Genomic DNA, 23,384 nt, shown 5'->3' on the forward strand with positions numbered 1-23,384 from the left:
TCTAAAAAATATGTTAAAATATATATTTAGTTAATTATACAATTAAAAATCCTTTATTTTTGTCCTGTGGTCTCCAAGCTTTCAATAAATGTGACACCGGGACTTTATCTGAAAGATCCTGTCAGTTCTGTGTTGGGAAACCAACTGGTCGCCAAATCGGTGGATTTATTGTATGAGTTGGGTTTTGAGCAATTTAACTTCAAGAAACTTTCCCAGGCTATACCTACTACAGAAGCGAGTATTTACAGGTATTTCGAAAGTAAATACAAGATTTTATTGTACCTTTTACATTGGTACTGGTCTTATTTGGAATTTTGTATTCGGTTCGACATTCCCGCCCACTCCGCACCGGAGGAGCAGCTGCGCGAAATCATTCGAATTCTGGTTGGGATTTCTGAGGTAGAGACCATTTTAACACCCTTTGATTTGTACAAATTGAACACCATGGTCATTCGGGAGAGCAGTAAGGTGTATCTTATCAAAGAAGTGGAAGACTTTAATAGAGAAAAACACTATAAACCCTATAAAGACTTGATCCTGGCCATTGCAGAAAAAATCCAGTTATTAAATCCACAATTCCGGTTTCCAAAAAGTCTGGCTACCACTATCGTCGAGACGGCGCATGACCAGCAATACTTTAGCTTATGGCTAAAGGGTCTTACTGATGTAGGAGATGAAAACGGAGAACATTACGTAGTCTCCTTTTTAGAAAACTTGGTTTTTTCTGCGCTCAGGAATGGTAAGGGCGAATAGAAATTGGATGCAATGAAAAATATTGATTAGAATTTGCGATGGATGCATTCAATCGTATAAACTTAAATGCTGCATGATTGACCGCTCCTTTCCTCCAAGGAAATGTGAAAAATTCCTGATGTACCAGATGGTGAATAAGTTTATCTTTTATATTGCAATGTTGGAGAGGGCTAAATCATCAGCTGGTATGGAAAAACCATTGCAATAAGTCAATTGAAAATTTTTTAGTTTTGATTATCCCATCCCTCAGTCAAATGACTGGTTGGCCATCTCGGCCTTTTCCACCATCTCTTGGTATTCCTGAGGGGTCAGACCGTCCATACAGTAATGGATAGGGTTTACGGGCTTGCCGTAGAGATGCACTTCATAATGACAATGAGGACCGGTGGAGGTGCCGGAGTTGCCAATGGTACCGATCACTTCTCCTTTTTTGACTTTTTGTCCCTGACGCACCTTTATTTGTTGCATGTGGGCGTAAAGTGTTTTAAAGCCGTATCCGTGGTCAATGGTCACAGACTTTCCGTATCCTGATTTTTTACTTTCGATCTTGACGACCCTGCCATTGCCAGTAGCCTGAATGGAGGTACCCTCAGGCGCCGTAAAATCAATGCCGGAGTGCATCTTGTTGACTTTGTGGACCGGATGGAGACGTATGCCATATCCTGACAGATGCTGCACATCCCGCTGCAAATGATCCAGGCGGACCGGTTTTACACTTGGAATACTGGCGAGTTCGTCTTCGCGGGCTTTGGCTTTCTTCTCCAGCTCATCCATCGAGCAGGACTGCAGGTAGAGCTGTCGCTCCAATTTGTCCACCACCTGAAAGGCTTCTTTTAGCGTATTGCCTGACTGGCGAAACTGCTCTGTCCAGGCATAAGGATCGTGGCCTCCGACGCCGCCTTCCCATACATTGGCGTCAATGGGATTCATGCCAAACATGATGCGGTAAACCCTGGAATCTCGATTCTGTATGTTGTTGAGGACTTTTTGTGCGCGTTCGGTTTGATTTTTTAAGACCATAAACTGGTATTCCAGTTGGGTAAGCTCCTTGCGAAGGGCTTTTTCACGGGGGGAAGGAAAATACTGAGAGGTCAAAAAGTAAAAACAAAATGCTGCCACCACCACCCCTGAAGTGAAAGTGAAAACCTTGAGTAATATGGACTTCCTGCTTAGTTTAACTTTCTCAAACTGAAGGGTTTGAGGATTGTAAACATATTTTTCAGACCTCATTTCATGCAGCTATTTTAAATTAACTACTTTTGCGATCCGATACACATCGCTTTGTTTGACAGGACAAAAGTAATCAATTTTAGGCTTTTTTGGTCTTCATTGCGTTGAAATTTTATTATATATGTTTTGTTTATATGTATAATTCATTATATTTTTAATATTTAACGATTTAATAAACTAGAAATATCCATGGAGTCCCGGAAGATCCGCCAGTTGTTTTTGGATTTTTTTGAAGAAAAGTCTCATAAAATCGTCCCCTCAGCTCCCATCGTGGTCAAAGACGACCCCACTCTTATGTTTACCAATGCCGGGATGAACCAGTTTAAGGATTACTTCCTTGGCAATAAAAAACCGGAGATCACCAGGATTGCAGATACCCAGAAATGCCTGAGGGTGAGCGGAAAGCACAACGACCTCGAAGAGGTGGGCGCTGATGGTTACCATCATACCATGTTTGAAATGCTGGGCAATTGGTCTTTTGGCGACTATTTCAAAGAAGAAGCCATTGCCATGGCCTGGGAGCTGCTGACCAAAAGGTATCAATTGGATGCTTCAAGAATCTACATCACCGTATTCGGAGGTGATGAATCAGAGGGCTTGGAGCCAGATCTGGAGGCCGTCGGTTATTGGAAAAAATGGATTCCCGAAGACCGGATTCTTTTTTTTGGAAAAAAAGACAATTTTTGGGAAATGGGCGAGTCCGGACCCTGTGGTCCATGCTCTGAAATCCACATCGATCTTCGCAGCGACGAAATTCGAAACAAGGTGCCGGGTGCGCCATTGGTCAATCAGGGCCTCCCGGAACTGATGGAGATCTGGAATCTGGTGTTTATCCAATACAACCGCAAAGCAGATGGAAGTCTGGAGCCACTTCCTGCCAAGCACATCGATACGGGAATGGGTTTTGAAAGGATCACCATGGTGCTCCAGAACAAAACATCCTCTTATGACACGGATATTTTTACCGGGATGATTCAATTCATTTCAGAATTCAGTGCCATTCCCTATACAGGATCTTATGGCGCAGAAGCAAAGACAGATATGGCCATGCGTGTGCTGGCCGACCACATCCGCGCCATCGTTTTTACCATCGGAGACGGCACCATTCCTTCCAGTACGGGTTCAGGATATGTGATCCGAAGAATTCTTCGCAGGGCAGTTCGCTATTATTATTCTTATCTAAAAATCAAAGAACCATTTTTATTTCGTCTGGTACCCTATTTGGTTCAAAGCATGGGCGACGTTTTTCCTGAAATTCAAAAACAACAGGAACTCATTCTCAAAGTGATCCGGGAAGAGGAACTCTCTTTTTTGCGCACACTCGAAGGTGGTCTTAAAAAACTGGAAAACCTGACCTCGACCCATGAGAATATTTCAGGTCAGCTGGCTTTCGAACTCTACGACACATTTGGATTTCCCTTTGACCTTACCAGTCTTATAGCTAGGGAGAATGGACTAGAGGTGGATGAAGTTGAATTTAGAAAATATTTGAGTCAACAAAAGGAAAGGTCAAGGGCTGATGCAAAAAAAGAATTTTCAGACTGGAATGTGATCGCAGAAGGCCAATGTCGATTTGTCGGTTACGATACGCACGAAGTAGAGGATACCAGATTGCTAAGATGGAGACAGATACAACTCAAAGGAAAAACCTATTATCAGCTTGTGATTGAGCAAACGCCATTCTATCCGGAAGGTGGAGGACAGGTAGGCGACAGAGGAATTTTGTATTTCGACGGCACTCCGGTGGAAGTGATTGATACAGTAAAGGAAAATGATCTTGTTTTGCACTTGACAGAAGTAATGCCATCACAACCCGGCAAACCGGTGAAGGCTGTCATCAATGGTTATCGCCGTGCGCTTATTGAGAAAAACCATACTGCTACACACTTGCTTCACGCGGCCCTTCGCAAAAAACTAGGCAGTCACGTGACACAAAAGGGATCTCTGGTACACGAAGATTATCTGCGATTTGACTTTTCCCATTTTCAAAAACTAAGCCAACAGGATTTATTGGACATCGAGCAATTGGTCAACGAAAAAATCAGGGAAGACATCGCATTGGCTGAGGCTCGCCAAATCCCCATCGAAGAGGCTCGCAAAGCGGGTGCCATGATGCTTTTTGGTGAAAAATACGGTGAACAGGTTCGAATGATTAGTTTCGATCCCGCTTATTCGGTAGAGCTTTGCGGTGGATGTCATGTTCCCTCGACCGGCACCCTGGGTTATTTTAAAATAACCTCAGAAGGGGCCGTTGCAGCTGGAATCCGAAGGTTGGAGGCTGTCACAGCTGTCAAAGCAGAACAATACGTTCAACAGCAGTTGACGCAACTTCAGGAAATCAAACAGTTGATGAATCTTCCGGCTGATCCGGTCAAACAGCTCGAATCCATTCTGGAGGAAAACAAATCCCTGCAAAAGCAGATGGCTGTTCTCCAGGAAGACGCTGCCGGACTGGTGAAAAAAGAATTGATGTCTGCCTCCATCCAAATAAACAATAAGGTGAATTTAATTGTCCAAAAACTAGCCCTTAAAGACAGTAAGATCATCAAAAATTTGTGCTATCAACTGGCCAAAGAATTCGAACACTGCATTGTGGTTTTTGGATTTGTTGAAAACGGAAAGCCGCAATTGATGTGCATGATATCGCAGGCACTGGTGGACCATTCAAAGGAATACAACGCATCCCAATGGATCCGTAAATTTGCTTCTCACATCCAGGGTGGAGGAGGCGGGCAGGCCTTTTTTGCTACCGCGGGAGGAAAGGAAGTTTTGGGTATAGAGGCAGCACTTGAAGAGGCCAGATCGTTTATCACTGAGGTCATTGAAAAAAATACACCCTGATGAAAATACTGATATTGCTAAGCATTTTTGGACTTTTTGTATTTTTCAACATTTACATCCGCGTCAAAACCCTTGGCTATTACAGGGAGTTGGTAAGAAGAAGAATTCAATTTGGCTTTGCACAGATGTTTTACAAGTCGAGATGGCGGGCAGAAGTCTTGTCCAAATATCCTGAAAGTACAGATTTGCTCAACACTTTTAGAAGTCATATTTTTAAAACCGGTCTTCTGTTTATCGTGGTGGTTGCCACGGTTATCCTAATGCTTGCTTTACTTAAGAACCAAATGCTGCAGGGATGAATCGCAAACTAAGTCTTGGGTTGATCGGACTGGGACATCTTGGCAAGATACATCTTCAGTGCATTCTCAACTCACCGGAAATTGATCTGGTGGGTTGTTGTGATTTGCAGATTGAATCAGCCAGGGAAATTTGTCGTTCTGCCGGCGTCCGTTTTTTTGAAAACCAAGAGGATCTTTTAGCGATGGTCGAAGCGGTCGATATTGTCACACCAACGACCACCCATTTTCAGATCGCCACCGCTGCTTTAAAAGCCGGCAAACATTGTTTCATCGAAAAACCGGTAACTGAAAATTCAGGGGAGGCCATCCAACTGGAGGAATTGTCAAGGAAGAATCAACTCAAAGTGCAGATTGGCCATGTGGAGCGATACAATCCAGGATACCTTGCGGTGCGGAATAGCATCCGGAATCCACGATTTATAGAAGCGCATCGTCTTGCCAGTTTTAATCCGCGCGGAACCGACGTGAGCGTCGTGCATGATCTGATGATCCACGATCTGGATCTCATCAGCGTTATTGCGCAATCGGAGCCCGTGGACATTCGCGCCAATGGCGTCCATATTGTATCTCCCAAGGCAGATATTTGCAATGCGAGAATTGAATTTAAAAATGGCTTGGTGGCCAATGTCACCGCCAGTCGGATTTCGATGAAGCAAATGCGCAAGATCCGAATTTTTCAGGACGACGCTTACATCAGCCTTGACTTACTGACCAAAGAGGCCCAGATCATCAGCTTACTGGCGGAACAACAGGACCAAACCATTGAGCTCGATACTTATCTTGGTAAGCGCTATGTGAGTTTGCAGTCACCGGAAATTCTACCGGTCAATGCCATTCAGGAAGAATTAAAATCTTTTGCCAAAAGCGTCGTTATGAATTTGCCGACTGACGTCAATCTCAACGATGGGATTCGGGCGTTGAAGTTGGTCGAAGCCATTACTCATCAGATCGAAGCAAAACATGAAAAATAAATCAGTTGTACTGGGAATCTTTTGTCTGGCCTTTGGTAATTGCTCAGATACAGAAGAACCCATTCCAAGCTATATTGCACTCGACCAATACCAAGTCAGTGTTTTACCCAATCAGGGAACTGCCCTTCATCAATTTAAAGATGTTTGGTTGTTTGCCAATGATCAATATGTGGGAGCCTATGAACTTCCAGTCAGAATTCCCATCTTGCAAGATTCAGACTTTGTGCTAAAAGTCATTCCAGGCATACGCAAAAATGGAGTCCTCAGCGAGCCGGTTCGTTTTACATTCATGGATCCTTTTGAGCAGATGGTTGCTCCCAATCCCGGGCAAATTATTCAAGTCTCACCTGTCTATCAATATGCCTCTGATATTCAATTTCCGTTTATTGAGGATTTTGACCGGTTTCATTTTTTTAATGATGATCGGGACAACAATCCTGAAACAGCCATTGTATTATCTGCCCCGGAGGAGGCCTTTGAAGGCAGTCATTCCGGATTGATTGCGCTGACTGCACAGAACCCGTATTTGTACGTTTGGTACGACCTGCAAAAAATAATTCCTGTGACACCCAACCGAGTTTTTCTCGAGCTTCATTATAAATCTGAAATTCCATTTTATATAGGTTTTGTTGGAATCAAAGCAAACGAGTTTGACGATTTATTGCATGGTACGGTATTGCCAAGTAAGGATTGGAGGAAAATTTATTTTGATTTTACCGATATTACCAACGATGCAAAAAGCGATTTTTACAAACTGGCATTGGCTGCCAACTACATCGCGGATTCATCGAAGACCGAACAGAAAATATGGTTGGACAATATTAAAGTTACGACCCGATGAAATTCGGTCGCTGGGAAAATATATTCTATTTGCTGACAGAAATTTTTCTAGTGGCATTGGTTTGGAATTTTTTCCTTCAGCATTTGTACGAAGCTTCTTACCTGAGCGATAAGGACCAAAAAAATCTAATTCTGTATAGAGGAATGGTCATTATCCCTACTTTATGGTTTGTGACCAATTTGCTGACCGATCAATACAAGGATGTGTACAGACTTTCGCGTTGGACTGTTTTTTCACATACGATCCTGCTCACCCTAGTTTTGGCCTTGATGGTATTTTTCTGGTTGTTGATCAGTGTGCAACCTGATTTTGAAGAACGCTATCTTTCTCCGGTTATCAGATTTTGGTTTTATTTGATGGGTGTGATGGTAGTTTTTAGAATTGGATTTTTGTCTTTTACCAGTCGACGTCTCAAGCTGGGAATTGTTGGATTTAAAACCCTGATCATCGGAGGCGATCAAAGAGCAGTGGAACTTTTCAAAGACATAAGTTCCCTGAAATTTAGTTTGGGGCATCGTTTTGCCGGATACATACACTCGAATGGAGGACAAGGCAATGAACTTGCTCAGTATCTTCCGCAGCTGGGAACTCTGAAAAATATTTCTGAGGTGATCAGAAATGAAAACATCGAAGAGGTGATTATCGCGATCGAATCTACTGAACATCAGAAACTCAAAAATATACTCGATGAACTTTTTGAGTTTGGGAAAAAATTAATGATACGGACAGTTCCTGATACCTATGACATCTTGTTGGGCACCGTCAAAATGGGACATTTATACGGCGCTGTTCTGATGGAGATCAAACAGGAAATCATGCCGCGCTGGCAAATCATCGTCAAAAGAATATTGGATATTTTGATCAGTCTTTTGCTTTTGTTGGTATTGTCGCCGGTGATCATTTATGTAGCGATCCGGACAAGGCTTTCGAGCAAGGGACCCGTGTTTTATCTACAGCAAAGAATTGGACAAAACCACATGCCCTTTCAAATCATCAAGTTCAGGTCCATGTACATCAATGCTGAGGAAGATGGCCCACGATTGTCCAGCGAATCCGATGAAAGGATTACCCCTTGGGGACAGACCATGCGCAAATGGAGATTGGATGAGATACCTCAGTTTGTCAACGTGCTCAAAGGGGACATGTCTTTGGTAGGTCCCAGACCAGAACGCGAATATTTTATCAAACAAATAATGGAGCGCGCGCCACATTACAAGCATCTGCTCAAAGTGCGACCCGGCATTACCTCCTGGGGACAGGTCAAGTTTGGTTATGCATCCAACATCGAAGAGATGATCCAACGCCTCAAATACGACATACTATACATCGAAAACCGATCGCTCGGACTGGATTTTAAAATTCTGTTTTATACTGTTCTGGTTTTGATCCAAGGGAAAGGGAAGTAGAAAAACAATTGAAGTAAATTATCTGTGTAATAATCGAGCGTTTTTTTTCATACAAATTACACAGATGGGCACAGATGAATGCAAATAGTATCTGCGAAATCCTTGAGCAATCTTCTTCTATCTTACCGATACATCACCGCTTTCACGGCTTTGATTACTTTCTCTGGATTGGGCATGTATTCCTGCACCATCGTAGGTGCATACCCTAAGGAAACATCTGCCGCATTGACTCTTGTAACCGGAGCATCCAAATAGTCAAAAGCATATTTCTGCACCTGGTATGCAATTTCTGAGGAGATGGATCCAAAGGGCCAGGATTCGTCCACGACCACCAGTCGGTTGGTTTTTTGAATGGACTTCACGATGGTTTGGATATCCAATGGACGAATCGTTCTGAGATCGATTACCTCTGCGTCGATGCCCTCTTTTTCCAATTCAACAGCAGCTTGTTTGACCACCTCCATCATTTTATTGTAGGATACAATGGTGACGTCTTTGCCCATGCGACGGATGGCGGCGACACCAATGGGTACGTAATATTCTTCTTCCGGTACTTCACCCTGGAGACCATACATCAATTCTGATTCCATAAAGCAGACCGGATCATCGTCGACAATGGCTGATTTGATAAGACCTTTGGCATCGTAGGGATCTATGATGGAAATGACCTTCAGCCCCGGCGTATTGGCCATCCAGGATTCGAAGGACTGGCTGTGTTGCTGTGCCAGTTGTCCAGCGGCTCCGGAAGGGCCTCTAAAAACGATGGGACAGCGGAATTCACCGGCAGACTGAGAAAGCGTTTTAGCGGCATTGTTGACGATTTGATCAAAGGCCAGGACCGCAAAATTCCAGGTCATAAACTCAACAATGGGTCTCAAACCGTTCATGGCAGCACCTACCCCGATACCGGCAAATCCAAGCTCTGCGATAGGAGTGTCAATCACCCTCTTCGGGCCAAACTCTTCGAGCATGCCCTTGCTCACTTTGTAAGCACCATTGTATTCTGCCACCTCTTCTCCCATCAGGAAGACATTCGGATCTTTTCTCATTTCTTCCGACATACCTTCCCTCAGTGCATCCCTCAATGTAATTAATCTTGCCATGGCTCTTGTTTTGGAGGATCAAAAATAAAGCGAATACTGCTTAAGGATTGAATTAATTTCTCATTCAGATCCGTTGATTTCAATAGAGATAATAAAGTGGGTAAATAGAGATTACAATAAAAATAAAAAACCTCCTCGCCAAAACTGGCGAAGAGGTCCGGATATGAACAGGGAAAATTTCTTAATTAGTACTTGTAAAGCTTGCCATCTTCTTCTACCACCAGATAGGCCTCCTTGTATCCGCGGCTCTTGACCTTATCCAGGGCCAGATTGGCATCATATACTGTCTTGAATGAACCAAGAATGAGGATGGTCCATCCTGAGCGGGTCCAATGCTCGATTGTGCCTATGTCTTTTAATGGGCTTGGATCGACCCATTCCGGTGCCTTGAATTCTCCTACCCTGATCTTGTATTTTCCTTCTTCCTGCACATTGGCGTCCATCTGTCCTTGCATTTCCCCGGTATTCTTGACGATGAGATGGGTTCTTTTTTCGTCGGGAATATCCGTAACCACAAAGGCTTCTTTAATGCCTGCCTTCTTCATTTTATTAAGTACTTCCAGGGCATCATTCAATTTCTTAAAGCTCCCTATCCGGATTTTGTGGGTGCCTTCTGAAGTTTCAAACCGATAGACATCTCCATATCTGGAATACTTTTTCATTCGCTCTGCCACCTGTGGATTGTATTGAGACAAAGCAGCGATTTGGATATAGTAGGTTTTGGTAGCCTGCTGGTCACTTTGATGGGTGGCGACCGGGGGTTCCTTGGTGGCATCCATTAAGGTTGAATTCTCCTCGATAGCCAGGGATTGCGCACTTACTGGAGCCAGTTCTGCTGACTTCTGGGTCAATTGTCCGGCCTTTTCCTGCTGAAGGATGACGGGCTGATAAGTTACGACACCCGTTTTTTCCATTTCAGCGCTTATTTCAGATTCTGCGCTTAATTGAGCCTGATCTTCTCCTGCTTTTCCCCTGCTTTTGGCGAGCTCCACAGCAGCATCATCACAGGTCTTGGCAAAATACTTCCCTACCGTAGGGTTGAATTCTGCATATTTTAAAAACCAAATTTTGGCTTCTTCCAGCTGTAAGTTTCTGCGCAGAAAATCTGCAAATTCAAAATAGTGATCTGGTTCAGCAGCAGACTGCTGGACCAATCTTTCGTAGGCAGATCTGGCCTCCGGGACATCACCTTCCAATTCCCAAGTTCTGGCAAGTAATTGTAAGTTGTTGATATTGTTTGGATTATTTTCTAGTTCGGCATTGATTAGGGAAATGGCAAGGAGGTACTGCCTGGCTTCAATGTGTTTTTTGGCCTCATCCAGCACCGTGCCCTGGGCCTCCGCAAAAGCCGAAACCATTACGCTGATCGCGCAGATCAGCGGGTAAATGATTGATTTCATAATTTGAGTTTTGGTCGTAGTTTTAATATTTAGTATTGAAAATTAGACGCTAATGTATGACGAATTTTTCAAATTTGTAATAAAATTTCATTTTTTTTTCATATTGACCGGGAAATTTATTTTCTGGTACGTTAGTTGATGGTATGTTTTGTCCGATTTTCAAGCCATGATGTTCAAAAATCCTTTGACCTTCCTCTTCCTGTTTTCTATCCCACTGTTTTATCCAGGATCATGGGCTTCAGGGCAGAAGTTGGACTACAGGCTGGGGGAATTTCTGCTTAAATTGGATCCTGCCATCAGTGTTCAGGACTTTGAAAAACATACTTTAAATGGGCGTTCCAGATCTTCTGCCATCCATATTGATGATGTGATCCACAAAGATTGGAACATTGTCAGACTGAAGTTTGACCACACCACCATCAACGAATATCGACTCTTTTCAGAAATAAGAAATTGGCCGGGAGTTTTGATGGTTCAGCGCAACCATCTGATCGAATACCGCCGTAAGCCCAACGATAGCTATTACGACCGTCAATGGTGGCATTTCAACGACGGGACCTATGGAGTTCCGGGTGCTGATTTCAAGACAGAATTGGCCTGGGATCTTTCCACGGGGGGGCTCACCGAAAATGGCGATACCATCGTCTTGTGCATCATCGACGATGGTCTGGATATCCAGCATTACGACATCAGACCCAATCATTGGAAAAACCATGCCGAGATTCCCAACAACGGAGTGGACGACGATTCCAACGGATACATCGATGATTACAACGGTTGGAATACCTTTCAGAAGAACGATCAATTTGCCCTCGGAAGGCACGGTACACCTGTTTGTGGCCTGGCAGCTGCCAGGGGCAATAACAATCTTGGAGTTTGTGGCATGAGCTGGAATGTAAAACTGATGTTTGTCAGTGGGGGCGGAGATGAGGCCATGGCCTTGCAAGCCTATGCCTACCCCTGGCAAGCGCGCAAGATGTACAATTTGAGCGGAGGCAAACAGGGTGCTTTTGTAGTGGCTACCAACAGTTCCTGGGGTGCGGATTACCGCAAACCTGAAGAAGCTCCACTTTGGTGCGCCGTCTATGATTCCTTGGGCGCAGTTGGTATTTTAAATGCAGCGTCAACGACCAATCTGGATCTCAATGTGGATATGGCAGGAGATTTACCCACAACTTGTGAAAGTGACTGGCTGATCACCGTGACCAATATGGAATCCAATGACCAAAAAGACATTACCAGTGGATATGGACCAAAATCAATTGACATTGGTGCATTTGGTGAAAATGTTTTTACGATCGCCCCGTCCAACGGACTTGATTTTTTTAAAGGAACCAGCGCGGCAGCTCCCCAAATTTCAGGAGCCATTGCGCTCCTGTACAGCATGCCATGTAACGCAGTGGCAGAATTGGCAAAAACTGACCCTGCCGGAGCTGCCTTAATGATGAAGCAACTCATATTAAACAATGTTCGGCCAATTCCTAGTTTGCAGGGGATTACTGTGAGCGGCGGAGTACTCGACTTTGAACGAATCACCGGTGCATTGATTCCGGTGTCTTCCATTTATGAAAACGGGGAGATCCATTTTAAAGGAGCCTTGAGTCCAATGCAGTATCCGGTTTTTATTGAATTTAGAAAATCCGGTGAAAATCAATGGTTGGATGGGGTTCTGAATTCTGATTTAGAAGAGTTGACTTTCGAGGCCAAGGAGGACTGTACCGATTATGAATTCCGTGTCAAGGGTGGATGCAGTTTGTTGGGGAATGAATTTTCAAAAATCCAAATCTTAAAGACCGGTGGATGTTGTTTGGCGCCTGACCGAATCTCTCTGGCTTCCATGGCAACGGATCACCTGATTTTGAATATCAGCAAACCGGATCGTCCCACAAAACTTGCCTACCTCATAAAAAGTTCGAATGCGCAATCCTGGGACACTAGTTTCTTACCTGCATTCCAGGAGTCACAAATTCGCATATCGGGGCTGCTTCCTTGCCGCAGCTATCAGGTTCTTTTGTATTATTTTTGCGATGACGAATTATCAGATTTTTCTGATACCCTTGAATTTACCACCCAGGGTTGTGAATGGTGCACCGACGCTTCTTATTGTCAAAGGGGAAGACCGCAATCATCTTTTGAATGGATTGAAGCGGTTGCAATCAATCAACAATGGTTTGCATCTGGCAACGATTTGGGCTACGGTATTCATTTTGGAAAAACTGCGGACTGGAAAATCCAAAAGAACATTTCTCAGGAAATCAGCATTCAACCAGGTTTTGCACTAGATACCAATCCAACGCATTTTGCGTGCTGGCTGGATTGGAATGCAAATGGCATTTTTGAAACACAGGAGACCCTCATACCTGATGGGACCATTGGGACAGGTTTACAATCTTTTACTTTTACCATGCCGCAGACAGCGATTGTTGGGATGAGCAGAATGAGGGTGATGGTGAAATACGCAGTCAACAACAATGAACCGCCGCAGGTGTGCGGGCAAGGATTGGAGTTTGGGGAATACGAAGATTATTGTGTGTATCTCGATGATGGTCTTTGTGCAGACATTGAAGATGTTTACCTCGCTGGTAAAACAAATACAACGGCTTGGTTTGGAATGATAAAATCTTCGGTGGATGATTTGGTTTATTATCAATACAGAAAACAGAATGCAGCGGAGTGGATCAGTGGCACAACCCGTGCTTCGGATTTGGTTCTAATGGATCTTGATTCCTGCACCAGATATCAGATTCGCATTGGACGCATTTGTGGAAGTCGTTACAATGACCCTATTGATTTAAATTTTACCACGGAAGGATTTCCTTGTCAGCCAACTTCAGTCAAACCGGGGAAATCGGAAAACATCAACTTGTTTCCCAATCCGTTTGATGAATATTTCACCATTTCTTTCGAAGGTAAAACGCAGATGCCGGATTTGCAAATATTTGATTTATCCGGACAATCTCTCAATTTCCGTACGGTTCGAATTGGACCTTACCATTGTCGCATTTTTCCTGAACCGGGATTGTCAGGTATGTTGTGGATTAGGCTGTTGCCCAAAGATGGAAATCCACAGTCTTACCGAATGATCAGAATGAAATAGACCCTTGGTTTCGTTGATGGGCTTTTTTGTGTTGAAGAATCCTGCAGTGTTGAGCTATTTTCAGAGGTCTATTTTTTTTCACTTTGATAAAGTAAGATGGTCAATGTATTATTTTCCAGCTTAGAGCTGGGGATGGTTTTATTGTGCTGTTTGGATATGTAAGAAAGAAATGTGCAAATGTTGATGTCGAATGACGGATGTCGTTTTATAAATTTATCCGATTTCACACTTGTCCAAAATATTTTTTACAAATCAACATTCCCACTTTTTGTCGCGCACGACTGAACGATCCAAGCTATAAGCTTGGTAGAGTGCGACAGCGCTCTAAGTGAAGGAGCCGCGAAAGCGGTGTACCAAAAAACGCAGCCTTTTCTAAGGCGGCATCTTACTTGGCTCTATTGATCTTTATTTGGTTCATATTGCAAGGTTCTCTGTTGGGACAGATTTTGGGCGCTGTATATTGCCGCTCCATAATTTAATTTCACTATGCTAGTTTGTTTGATGGGTGCATCATATTAGTTTCTGTTAAAGGAGCGACAATATAAGGCGCTATTTCCAAAATCTGTCCTTCTTGGGCCGCTGACGAAAAGGCTCTTAATATTAATCAATATTTAGATTGAAATATCAGGAAGAATGATGGTTTTCAAGCATTTCAATGCGGCCTAGGACTCCGCAGCTCGGGTACCCAACCAGTGAATTTCGCGGTCATGCTAAAAACTGTCTGAGCCCAACCGAGGAGCTATCCACTATGACGGAGTTGGCGAAGCGAGGATTGTGGAGCCAAGTAGGAGAAGGTAGAGGCGAGTTTTTTTAGCATAGCGAAAGAGCTGCAGTTGGGTGAGCGAGGTGATCATAGCGAAGTATCCTGCCACGCAGGATACCATCGTACGACAGTGCGATGGCGAAGTGAACCGCGAAAGCGGATAATTGAAACAGAGAACTATCTTTGTTTTATCCCTTGCGGGCTCCTTCACTTTTTGAGCTGTCGCTCAAAACTGCTTCGCAGATCGTTCAGTCGTCTTTTGACGGTCAAAAGAAAGTAACATTCATGAAGTTTGAAAAACAAAATATATTTTTTAAATTACAATAGTTGTTATGGGGTTCAATTTTAAAATATCGTTACAAAATTTATAAACACATGTAAATAAATATCCATATTTTCAATTTAAAATTATTTTGGACAGATGTGATCCGATTTTTATTCGGATCGGATTTGAAATCGATGTTTGAATTCCTATTCATCATTTTTTCCTAAAAAATTTTTATGAAAGAACAGCATCATCTTTGTGTTTTTAGAGCTTGGCTTGACCATAAATTACCCTGTTTGGCTCTATTGGCATGAGGGGATCGGACGACACATGAATGACCAAAATGTAAATTTATTGCGCAAAATTTAATTGCTTCCACTTTTAGGCATTGGATTGAATTAGGTCAATGCGATTGTCCAGTTACCCTCTTCCAAGGTCCCATATTCTTCATTTAAATAAAATTTTGGTAATTTCATCCATTTAAACCACCAGTTGACTGACTATGCAGTGTTCTGAGGTCTATCCAGATTAATTTTGTGTAAACCAGTATCACTCAAATCTCATGAAAGCCATTAGCCTTGGTACAAGTAAAATTCAATTGGATGCCATCAATGTAATCCTTATTGTAAACAGGATTTCACTCAGCTTGATTTTTTTTTGGTTTGGGCTGCTCAAAGTGGCTTCAGTATCGCCCGCTGAAGGGCTTGTCAAAAGTCTTTATGCAACGACCATTTCACAATGGGTGGGTCTGGATGCGTTTGTGGTTTTTCTGGGACTTGTAGAGTGTATCATTGGGATTTTGTGGTTGATTCCAAAGTGGACGGGTTTGGTCTTGGTCCTTTTTACTGCTCAAATGATAACTACATTTATGCCATTGGTTTTTCTCACAGGCGATACCTGGCAAAGTGGTTTTGTATTGACTTTGACGGGGCAATACATCATTAAAAATGTAGTTCTGATGGCAAGTGCGCTTACTATTTTTCTATTAGAATCTCAGAAGAGATAGACCTAATCTTATTTCTAAAAACGGATCAGATTTTCCACCATTTTAGGGGTCAATAACTTCCCCAGTACCTTCGCAAGAACCATTCTGCAGCCAGACATACAAAAATTAGAACAAAAAGCCATTTCCAATCAATAAACGGTTTTACTTCCAGGCTGGAATAAATAACAGGTTTGGCCATCTCGTCTGATTGCAGATATTGTTGGAGCTGATCCATTGTTGAAGGTACCGAAGATTTTCCTCCGGACAAGATGGCCAGGTTGCGAAGAAGATCAGGTCTGGCAACCAGATTGTCGAGTTCGGGATTGCCTGCTTGGATGCTAAATCTCCCTTCTGAGTTCAGGCGCTGGCCATTCCATTCTGTGGAAGCAAAAAAGCTATAATCTCCTTCCGGTAAAGACCCTGCGTGGAGTTCATAGTATTTGTCTTTTTTGCTAAATGTAAAATCGTATTCTTTTTGATCCGATGATTTGATTTTGAGTTGGACATCAGGTTGATTGATCAATTCATAAGCATCATTGTAAAGTTCAGCATTAAAAATGAGTGGATCCGATTCCGAAAAGACTTTTTTAGAAAGCATGGCTCTAAATTTGCGCCGGTCTTCTTTGGTCGCGGTGTATTGCATGGATTTGCTGATCAATTCATAAAATGCATTGAAGTTGTTTTCAAAAATAAAGTTATTGAGTTTCCATTTCCACAAACCCTCAGCACAAATGAGAAGTGTCTTAATACCATTGCGGTCAGAAAAACTCCAAAGTGGAAATTGAGTTTCAACTTTGCCGATCTTTTGATACAACAAGACTGCGGCAGATTGATTCAGCTGATATTGTCCAAAAGGGGAGATCAGTGGAGGAAATCTTTGAATCATCTGTTTTGACTCTTCTGATAGATTAAACAAATTGAACAGATCATTTACAATGGCCTGTGATTCATTTGAACTGGCATTGTGTCCGCTGATTTGCAGAATATCCTGATGCTTGCTTAGCATGTTTAAGTCGGTTTGGTTGCCCATGATATACACCCGTGGAATTTTCCATGCATCCATCTTGCCCAAAATTGGGGAAATGTCGGCATTTGTATTGGGGAGATTGTGAAATATCACCAATTGGGTTTGTTCAGAGATCACAGGTTGTTCGTAAATGTACTTTATTTCCAACGCATAGTTTTTCAATTCGTCCAGGGCAGACCTGAGAGCAGATATATCCGGGTGAGGGGCATTTGCCAAAATCAATACTTTTTTCCTGGCATCCAAGACTTCTATGTAAAAATCGCGCACATTGTTTTGTATATTTTTTTCTCCATTGAGGGTGCTGCAATGGATTCTATAACGGAACAGACCAGGTTTGTCTGTTGGTAAAACAACAGTTTTGCTCACAAAAAATCCGGGCTTATCTATCTCCACAGACTCTTCATGTTGTGAGTTCCAGTTACCATTTTCGAATTTGGAAATTCTGAAATTGGTTTTCTCTCCATTGCAAAGCCAGGCCTGAAGATCTGTTTCCACTGCAAACCGATCGCCGGAAAAAATTATGTCGTTGTGAAAAACCCTCTGTATTCGAAGGTCTTTGTCCTGGGTAGAATCGCCAACAAAAATGGTATGGACCGGAATTGATTTTGTGAGCGGATGATACAATGGATTGCGTCCCTGGTAATAGATACCATCTGAAACCAGAATCATTCCTTTCAGTTGCTGAAAGTCTGCTTCTTCGGAAATTTTATCAAGCAAACCTTCTATGTCTGATGCTGGTTCTCTAAAATCAAAACGAGCATCAGAAAAGACCCTTTGTCCAAAACTATAAGTTTTGATGTCGTATTTTTCTGCTAGCTGGCGGATCATATCCTCTTCTGCAATTTGGTATCCTGAAATCCAACTGCTGTCTTTTGATTTCATGGATGCTGATTCATCAAGTGCCAGGATGAGTTCGGGCTTCTTGATTTCCTTTTTATAATAGCGGATGATTGGATTGAGCAACAAAAGGAGCAAAAGGAAAATGGAAAGTCCTCGCAACGACGAAAGTAACAACTTATGGCCTAAGGATTTGTCAGACAATTGTCTGCTTCGATAATAAAGGATTCCAGCGGCTGCAATGGCCAAGATAAAAGCAAATGCAATATAGTAGCTTGGATATTGAAAACTAAATTGGTTCATTTTACGTTTTAGGCTTTGACACAAATCATGGTAAACATCAGATCATATTTTCTTTCCACAAGACCGAAAAGCTGGAGTCCGGCGGGTGGTCGTATTGAGATGATTGAATTTGAAAACATGAATTGCAACATAGATTTTAAAACGATACTAACATGAAAAGTACGGCTTTTGTTATATTGTTCAGCTTGCTTTGTTTGACCTCCAGGGCGTCTTACCTTTTGTTGCCAATGGATCTTAAGCAGACCAATCATCTAAAAGCCTATGGTATGATGTATTGGGTTTTGGATCAGGGATTGGAAGGTTATTGGCTTCTCAACTACCGGGGAGGTAGTTTTGTCATTGTCAATACCAAATCCTTTGAAAGGGAATGCATTACCAGAGGAATCAGTTATGAGATCATTTCAGTGGCCGAATTCGGCAGAATCCGGGAGGAAATCGCTAATCCCGAAATTAACCAGGAAGTGATGAAGCTTGAAAAAGCACCCAAAGTCGCTGTTTATACCCCTGAATTCAATGAAAAAGGAGAGAGGATCCAGCCTTGGGATGATGCAGTTACCCTGGCCCTCACCTATGCTGAAATTCCTTTTGACAAAATCTATGACAGAGAGATTGTAGCAGGCTTATTGCCCAAATACGATTGGCTTCATTTACACCATGAAGATTTCACAGGTCAATATGGAAAATTTTATGCCAACTACAACGGGCAGGCCTGGTATCGTGAAAATCAGAAAAGACAGGAAGTCATGGCAAATGAGCTTGGTTTTGGAAAAGTTTCCGAACTCAAACTGGCTGTGGCCAAAGAACTAAAAAACTATATTGCAGGTGGAGGATTTTTATTTGCCATGTGTTCTGCCACAGACTCCTATGACATTGCCCTTTCTGCTGAAGGGATAGACATCTGTGCCCATTATTTTGACGGGGATGGCATGGATCCGGATCCGGATAGAAAACTGGACTTCAACAAGACCATTGCATTTAAAGATTTTACGCTGATCAAGGATCCTATGGTGTATGAATTTTCGAGCATTGACAACACGTATGGACGCAAAGTTGTCCCGGAGAATGACTATTTCAGTTTATTTGATTTTTCTGCAAAGTGGGATCCGATTCCTACCATGCTCACTCAAAATCATACCCGTACCGTAAAAGGTTTTATGGGCCAAACAACCGCGTTTGTTAAAAAGTATGTAAAATCCGACGTACTGGTGATGGGTGAAAACAAAGCTGCTGACGAGGTGAGATACATCCACGGTACCCATGGCTACGGCACCTGGACTTTCTATGCAGGTCATGATCCCGAAGACTACCAGCACCATGTTGGCGATCCACCGACTGATCTTAATTTGCATCCCAATTCGCCAGGCTACCGATTGATTCTCAACAATATTTTGTTTCCGGCCGCTAAGAAAAAGGAAAGAAAAACCTAAACATTTTACGATTGGTGGAGAGCAGGATGGCAACAGAAGGAGAAGGCCAATTATCCTTCTATGACGCGACGTATTATCAAGGGGTCAAACCGATTGCCAGGAAAGTGCGATATCAAATCAGAAATGGTTTTATTCTGATCTATGATGAGCTCCAACATCAATTATTAAAAGAGTGGGATCACCACCTCATTCTTAAGCACAGTTACAATGAAAATAGATTGATTTTAAAGTATGGATTGAAAGATCCATTTGAGTATCTTGAAATTACAGATCCAGCAAGCATTCAAATCCTGGACCAGAGTTTCAAGAAAAAAAAGTGGTTGTCAACTGGGGGTGTTTCTCTGGAAGCTTATGCTTTGATCCGAATTGGAATATTGTTTTCCGGCATTGCTGCTTTCATGTTAATCTTATATTTTCTATTATTGCCTTGGTGGGTGGGAATCGCCAGCAGTTGGATTCCTTTGGAATGGGAGAAAAAATGGGCAGATCAAATGGAATCAGGATACGCAGATGATCCCAAGGTGGATAGTTCTGCGACCATCCTGATGAATTCATTCTACCTTAGCCTTGCACACAAAAGTCCTTATGATATACGAATTTTCGTGCTCAATGATTCTATTGTAAATGCCTTTGCAATGCCGGGTGGTATTTTGGTGATCCATCGCGGTATGCTCAATAGAATCAACGATTATAGGCAATTGGTGGGTTTGTTGGGCCATGAAATTGCTCATGTGGAAAAAAGGCATAGTTTGAACTCCATGGCGAAATCTTTTGGAGGAATGGCTTTGTTCCAATTCCTGTTCGGAGGCTTTGACTTGTTTTCTGGAATTCTGGCAGAACAATTCAGAACCATCGATCAAATGTCTTATTCCAGGGATTTGGAGGCAGAAGCCGATCGAGAAGCAGTCGAGTTTTGCATCGAGCATGGAGTGGATCCCAATGGAATTCTTGGATTGTTTGAAATTTTACAGAAGGAAGAGGCTGATCAGACTGTCGATATACCCGGTTTTCTGAGATCACATCCGCTCACCCAGGATAGAATCAGTCAAACTACACAATTGATTGATAGCAAAAGCTTTAGAATAGCTGAATCCACCCACCCAGTTCTTGACTCTATTTTTTGCAGCATGAAAGAATAAGCTGCAATTTGATGAAAATTTCTGCTTGTCCCTCAGTTGCTTGTTTTTTGGTATTTTTGCCTTTCTTTTAAACAGGGCCAGGGAAAACACCTTTGTCCGCTGAATCTTTTTGAATGGAAGTACTTAGTTTTTCAGATTTGATTAAAATACTTTGGGCACATAAAAGACTGCTCCTGTACATTGCTTTTGGAACCGCATTGGTCAGTGGAGCCATGTCTTTTCTCTTGCCAGAATACTATAAATCGACCACCACCTTTTACCCGGCCAAGCAATCCAATGTACCGATCAATGAAACCATTCTTCGCAGGGGAAATCCATCGGAATTTGGAGAAACACAGGATGCAGAACAAGCCCTTGAAATTTTGCACAGCACCAGCTTACACAATAGAATCATCGAGCAGATGGATCTTTACAGCCATTATGAAATTGATCGCAACAAACCATTTGCTTATACCGATGTATTAAAAACTTTTCGCAGCAATTTTTCAGGAAAGAGAAATAAATTTAATTCGATTGAGATAGTCGTTTCTGACAAAGATCCTGAGATGGCCGCAAAACTCGCCAATCTGGTAACCAGTTATTACGATACGGTAAGGTACGAAATCAACCGCAGCAGGGCACAGGAGATGATTAGAACCATGGAGTACACTTATGATCGGCAAGCAAGAATCATTGATTCCTTAAAAGTAAAAATGGATTCGATTACATCACTGGGCGTGATGAGTCAATTTGAAAGAGCCTATCTGATTCAGGCGTATGCCGAAGCCGGACCTTCAGAACGCGCAGGCCTGAAGAAGATGGTAGATATCAATACGAAGTATGGGGAGGATTTTGATATCTTTGAAAAAATCTACGACCGCGAAGTAGAGAACAATCTTTATTTGAAAAAATTTATCATTCAAACAAAATCTGATGCAGAAAATCAGCTTACTCAGAAATTTGTGGTGGACACTGCCATTCCAGCTGAAAGGAAATATTACCCCGTGCGCTGGCTTGTAGTTGCTGTGAGTGTTTTGTCATCGATGGTGTTTGCAGTAAGTTTGTTGTTGATCCAATCCAAATGGCCCGAGATCAGGAAGCAGCTCGAAGCTTAAACCCTTCCGTACTAAAAATCAGGACCATTTGGGTTCTGATCTCTAGCCTGGTTTTTGCAGGTTTGTGCATCTATGCGTGGTACATCGAAAACTATTTATTTTTGCTACTTCCTTTGGTGCTTCTCGCAGGTATAGTTGTTTTTTTTCAGCCGGATTTTCTTTGGTTTTTTCTGGCTTTGGCAGTACCAGTCTCAATCAATCCAAAAGATTCAGACTTAAGCGGCCTCAGTCTAAGCCTACCTGCCGAACCCATTCTTGCCGCTCTTTTGGTGTTGTTTTTTTATTACATTTTGTCAAAGAAGGAAATTGACACCCGCATTTTTCGGCATCCGCTCAGTTCTCTGTTATACATCTATTTCGCATGGATGTTGGTCACCTGCTTCACGAGTACTGATTTTGTGGTATCCATCAAATTTTTCATCGCCAAGTTGTGGTTTATTCTTCCCGCTTATTTTCTGAGTTTTTATTTTATCAAATCCGAAAACAGGATTCAGCAATTCATTTTTTTGTTTGCCCTCAGTTTAACTGCTGTTGCATTGTATAATTCTGTCAACCTTGCAGGTCACAATTTTGAAGACAAACCTTCTCAATGGACCATGCGACCTTTTTTCAAAGACCATACGGTGTTGGGAGCTGTACTGGCCATGTGCATTCCGATGGTATTGGCTGGTTTTAGACAATCGGGAGGAGATGTGATCAAGCGTTTCTTTTACTTGTTGGCCTTTGTGATTATGTCGTTTTGTCTGGTGATTACATTTGCCAGGGCAGCATGGGTGAGTATCTTTGCTGCCATCCTGATGTATTTTATTTTTCTGATGAAGATTCAGTTTAAATATCTACTGGTGGTGATCCTACTGGCACTTGGGTTTTTAACATTTAACCTGGAGACCATTTTGCAAAATCTCGAACAAAGTGGTGTTTCAAGTTCAGAAAATTTGGCTGAAAATCTGGAATCTGTTACTAATATCAGCACAGACCAGTCCAATCTTGAGCGGATCAACCGTTGGGCCAGCGCTTTTGCAATGTGGCAGGAAAAACCTCTTTTCGGTTTTGGTCCCGGAACATACATGTTTGAATATGCTCCATACCAAATAAGCAACAACAGAACAGAAATCAGTACCAACTTTGGCGATGTTGGAAATGCGCACAGCGAATATCTCGGAGCAATGGCAGAAGGAGGATTTCCCGCTTTGGTTTTGTTATTTTTGATTTTGATTATGACTTTTTATTATGCTTTAAAAGCCTTCCGACAATCAAAACACAGATCTGACCGAATTTGGATATCCGCAGCAGCGTGTGGATTAGCCACCTATTATACCCACGGTTTTTTAAATAATTTTTTGGATACAGACAAAGCGGCTGTTTTGTTTTGGTTTTTGACTTCTCTGATTGTTTATTTTGACATTAAAAACAGATCAGAGGAAACCAAATTGAAAGAAGGATAAGGGACTTTCCTTCCTGAAATGGATCCATTCGCAAATTGAATCTTTCATGCAATTTGTAAGCCATTCATTGATTGGAAATGATCTTTCATTTTGACGATTGTAAAGTAGATTATTTCCATTGCAAAAGAAAGCGATGATGTTCGAAAAATTCCAAAGAT

Annotated in this window: 16 protein-coding genes; 12 read left to right on the forward strand and 4 right to left on the reverse strand. The window is 42.3% G+C overall.

The window, feature by feature from the left end; translation table 11 throughout:
• The first annotated feature begins 66 nt into the window (after nt 1–66).
• Nucleotides 67–753, forward strand: coding sequence for a TetR/AcrR family transcriptional regulator (locus IPM48_08985; protein MBK9271723.1), 687 nt, complete (start codon nt 67–69; stop codon nt 751–753).
• Nucleotides 754–999: 246 nt separating this feature from the next.
• Here the strand turns inward: IPM48_08985 and IPM48_08990 are convergent, their stop codons facing one another.
• Nucleotides 1,000–1,983: a M23 family metallopeptidase gene (locus IPM48_08990; GenBank protein MBK9271724.1), complete on the reverse strand. Its 984-nt coding sequence runs from the start codon at nt 1,981–1,983 to the stop codon at nt 1,000–1,002.
• A 189-nt stretch (nt 1,984–2,172) separates the two neighbouring features.
• Here IPM48_08990 and alaS point away from each other — a divergent pair, with 189 nt between their 5' ends.
• From alaS to IPM48_09015, 5 genes are read left to right on the forward strand one after another with little or no spacing between them, the layout of a single operon-like run.
• On the forward strand, nt 2,173–4,824 hold the full coding sequence (alaS, locus tag IPM48_08995; protein ID MBK9271725.1) for an alanine--tRNA ligase: 2,652 nt from the start codon (nt 2,173–2,175) through the stop codon (nt 4,822–4,824).
• Entirely contained in the window at nt 4,824–5,123 is a 300-nt protein-coding gene (locus IPM48_09000; GenBank protein ID MBK9271726.1) for a hypothetical protein, read from the forward strand. Before alaS ends, IPM48_09000 begins: the two co-directional genes overlap by 1 nt.
• Nucleotides 5,120–6,094: a Gfo/Idh/MocA family oxidoreductase gene (locus tag IPM48_09005; protein MBK9271727.1), complete on the forward strand. Its 975-nt coding sequence runs from the start codon at nt 5,120–5,122 to the stop codon at nt 6,092–6,094. The genes IPM48_09000 and IPM48_09005 overlap by 4 nt, the downstream gene beginning before the upstream one ends.
• Nucleotides 6,084–6,935 carry a hypothetical protein gene (locus IPM48_09010; protein MBK9271728.1) on the forward strand — a complete coding sequence of 284 codons (852 nt, stop codon included), beginning with the start codon at nt 6,084–6,086 and terminating at the stop codon, nt 6,933–6,935. The genes IPM48_09005 and IPM48_09010 overlap by 11 nt, the downstream gene beginning before the upstream one ends.
• On the forward strand, nt 6,932–8,341 hold the full coding sequence (locus IPM48_09015; protein MBK9271729.1) for a sugar transferase: 1,410 nt from the start codon (nt 6,932–6,934) through the stop codon (nt 8,339–8,341). The genes IPM48_09010 and IPM48_09015 overlap by 4 nt, the downstream gene beginning before the upstream one ends.
• Before the next feature lie 122 nt (nt 8,342–8,463).
• Here IPM48_09015 and IPM48_09020 read toward each other — a convergent pair whose 3' ends face one another.
• Both IPM48_09020 and IPM48_09025 read right to left on the reverse strand, forming a co-directional pair.
• The gene (locus tag IPM48_09020) at nt 8,464–9,444 is read right to left on the reverse strand and encodes a pyruvate dehydrogenase complex E1 component subunit beta (GenBank protein ID MBK9271730.1); all 981 of its coding nucleotides are present in this window, start codon (nt 9,442–9,444) and stop codon (nt 8,464–8,466) included.
• Between the two features lie 185 nt (nt 9,445–9,629).
• A complete protein-coding gene (locus tag IPM48_09025; protein ID MBK9271731.1) occupies nt 9,630–10,844 on the reverse strand; it encodes an SPOR domain-containing protein in 1,215 nt (404 codons plus the stop codon).
• 166 nt (nt 10,845–11,010) lie between these two features.
• Here IPM48_09025 and IPM48_09030 point away from each other — a divergent pair, with 166 nt between their 5' ends.
• Complete coding sequence (locus IPM48_09030) at nt 11,011–13,941, forward strand: S8 family serine peptidase (protein ID MBK9271732.1); 2,931 nt, start codon at nt 11,011–11,013, stop codon at nt 13,939–13,941.
• A gap of 1,590 nt (nt 13,942–15,531) precedes the next feature.
• The gene (locus IPM48_09035; protein ID MBK9271733.1) at nt 15,532–15,975 is read left to right on the forward strand and encodes a DUF417 family protein; all 444 of its coding nucleotides are present in this window, start codon (nt 15,532–15,534) and stop codon (nt 15,973–15,975) included.
• Between the two features lie 49 nt (nt 15,976–16,024).
• On the opposite strand, the gene IPM48_09040 is transcribed toward IPM48_09035, so the two are convergent.
• Nucleotides 16,025–18,121, reverse strand: a complete 2,097-nt coding sequence (locus IPM48_09040; protein MBK9271734.1) for a hypothetical protein — start codon at nt 18,119–18,121, stop codon at nt 16,025–16,027.
• A gap of 152 nt (nt 18,122–18,273) precedes the next feature.
• On the opposite strand from IPM48_09040, the gene IPM48_09045 reads away from it, so the two are divergent.
• The 4 genes from IPM48_09045 (at nt 18,274) to IPM48_09060 (ending at nt 23,226) form a co-directional block, all read left to right on the forward strand.
• Nucleotides 18,274–19,548, forward strand: a complete 1,275-nt coding sequence (locus IPM48_09045; protein ID MBK9271735.1) for an asparagine synthetase B — start codon at nt 18,274–18,276, stop codon at nt 19,546–19,548.
• 26 nt (nt 19,549–19,574) lie between these two features.
• Nucleotides 19,575–20,687 (forward strand): M48 family metallopeptidase, encoded by a 1,113-nt coding sequence (locus IPM48_09050; GenBank protein MBK9271736.1) that lies wholly within the window; start codon nt 19,575–19,577, stop codon nt 20,685–20,687.
• A 113-nt stretch (nt 20,688–20,800) separates the two neighbouring features.
• Entirely contained in the window at nt 20,801–21,781 is a 981-nt protein-coding gene (locus IPM48_09055; GenBank protein MBK9271737.1) for a hypothetical protein, read from the forward strand.
• Nucleotides 21,748–23,226 carry an O-antigen ligase family protein gene (locus IPM48_09060; protein MBK9271738.1) on the forward strand — a complete coding sequence of 493 codons (1,479 nt, stop codon included), beginning with the start codon at nt 21,748–21,750 and terminating at the stop codon, nt 23,224–23,226. The genes IPM48_09055 and IPM48_09060 overlap by 34 nt, the downstream gene beginning before the upstream one ends.
• Nucleotides 23,227–23,384: the final 158 nt, after the last annotated feature.

The sequence above is a fragment of the Saprospiraceae bacterium genome, from assembly GCA_016715965.1.
Lineage (GTDB): Bacteria > Bacteroidota > Bacteroidia > Chitinophagales > Saprospiraceae > Vicinibacter.

Excerpts from the sequence above, each read along its gene's own strand:
- IPM48_08990 (MBK9271724.1), bottom strand. The coding sequence starts at position 1,983 with ATGAGGTCTGAAAAATATGTTTACAATCCTCAAACCCTTCAGTTTGAG.
- alaS (MBK9271725.1), top strand. The coding sequence starts at position 2,173 with ATGGAGTCCCGGAAGATCCGCCAGTTGTTTTTGGATTTTTTTGAAGAA.
- IPM48_09000 (MBK9271726.1), top strand. The coding sequence starts at position 4,824 with ATGAAAATACTGATATTGCTAAGCATTTTTGGACTTTTTGTATTTTTC.
- IPM48_09005 (MBK9271727.1), top strand. The coding sequence starts at position 5,120 with ATGAATCGCAAACTAAGTCTTGGGTTGATCGGACTGGGACATCTTGGC.
- IPM48_09010 (MBK9271728.1), top strand. The coding sequence starts at position 6,084 with ATGAAAAATAAATCAGTTGTACTGGGAATCTTTTGTCTGGCCTTTGGT.
- IPM48_09015 (MBK9271729.1), top strand. The coding sequence starts at position 6,932 with ATGAAATTCGGTCGCTGGGAAAATATATTCTATTTGCTGACAGAAATT.
- IPM48_09020 (MBK9271730.1), bottom strand. The coding sequence starts at position 9,444 with ATGGCAAGATTAATTACATTGAGGGATGCACTGAGGGAAGGTATGTCG.
- IPM48_09025 (MBK9271731.1), bottom strand. The coding sequence starts at position 10,844 with ATGAAATCAATCATTTACCCGCTGATCTGCGCGATCAGCGTAATGGTT.
- IPM48_09030 (MBK9271732.1), top strand. The coding sequence starts at position 11,011 with ATGATGTTCAAAAATCCTTTGACCTTCCTCTTCCTGTTTTCTATCCCA.
- IPM48_09035 (MBK9271733.1), top strand. The coding sequence starts at position 15,532 with ATGAAAGCCATTAGCCTTGGTACAAGTAAAATTCAATTGGATGCCATC.
- IPM48_09040 (MBK9271734.1), bottom strand. The coding sequence starts at position 18,121 with ATGAACCAATTTAGTTTTCAATATCCAAGCTACTATATTGCATTTGCT.
- IPM48_09045 (MBK9271735.1), top strand. The coding sequence starts at position 18,274 with ATGAAAAGTACGGCTTTTGTTATATTGTTCAGCTTGCTTTGTTTGACC.
- IPM48_09050 (MBK9271736.1), top strand. The coding sequence starts at position 19,575 with ATGGCAACAGAAGGAGAAGGCCAATTATCCTTCTATGACGCGACGTAT.
- IPM48_09055 (MBK9271737.1), top strand. The coding sequence starts at position 20,801 with ATGGAAGTACTTAGTTTTTCAGATTTGATTAAAATACTTTGGGCACAT.
- IPM48_09060 (MBK9271738.1), top strand. The coding sequence starts at position 21,748 with ATGGCCCGAGATCAGGAAGCAGCTCGAAGCTTAAACCCTTCCGTACTA.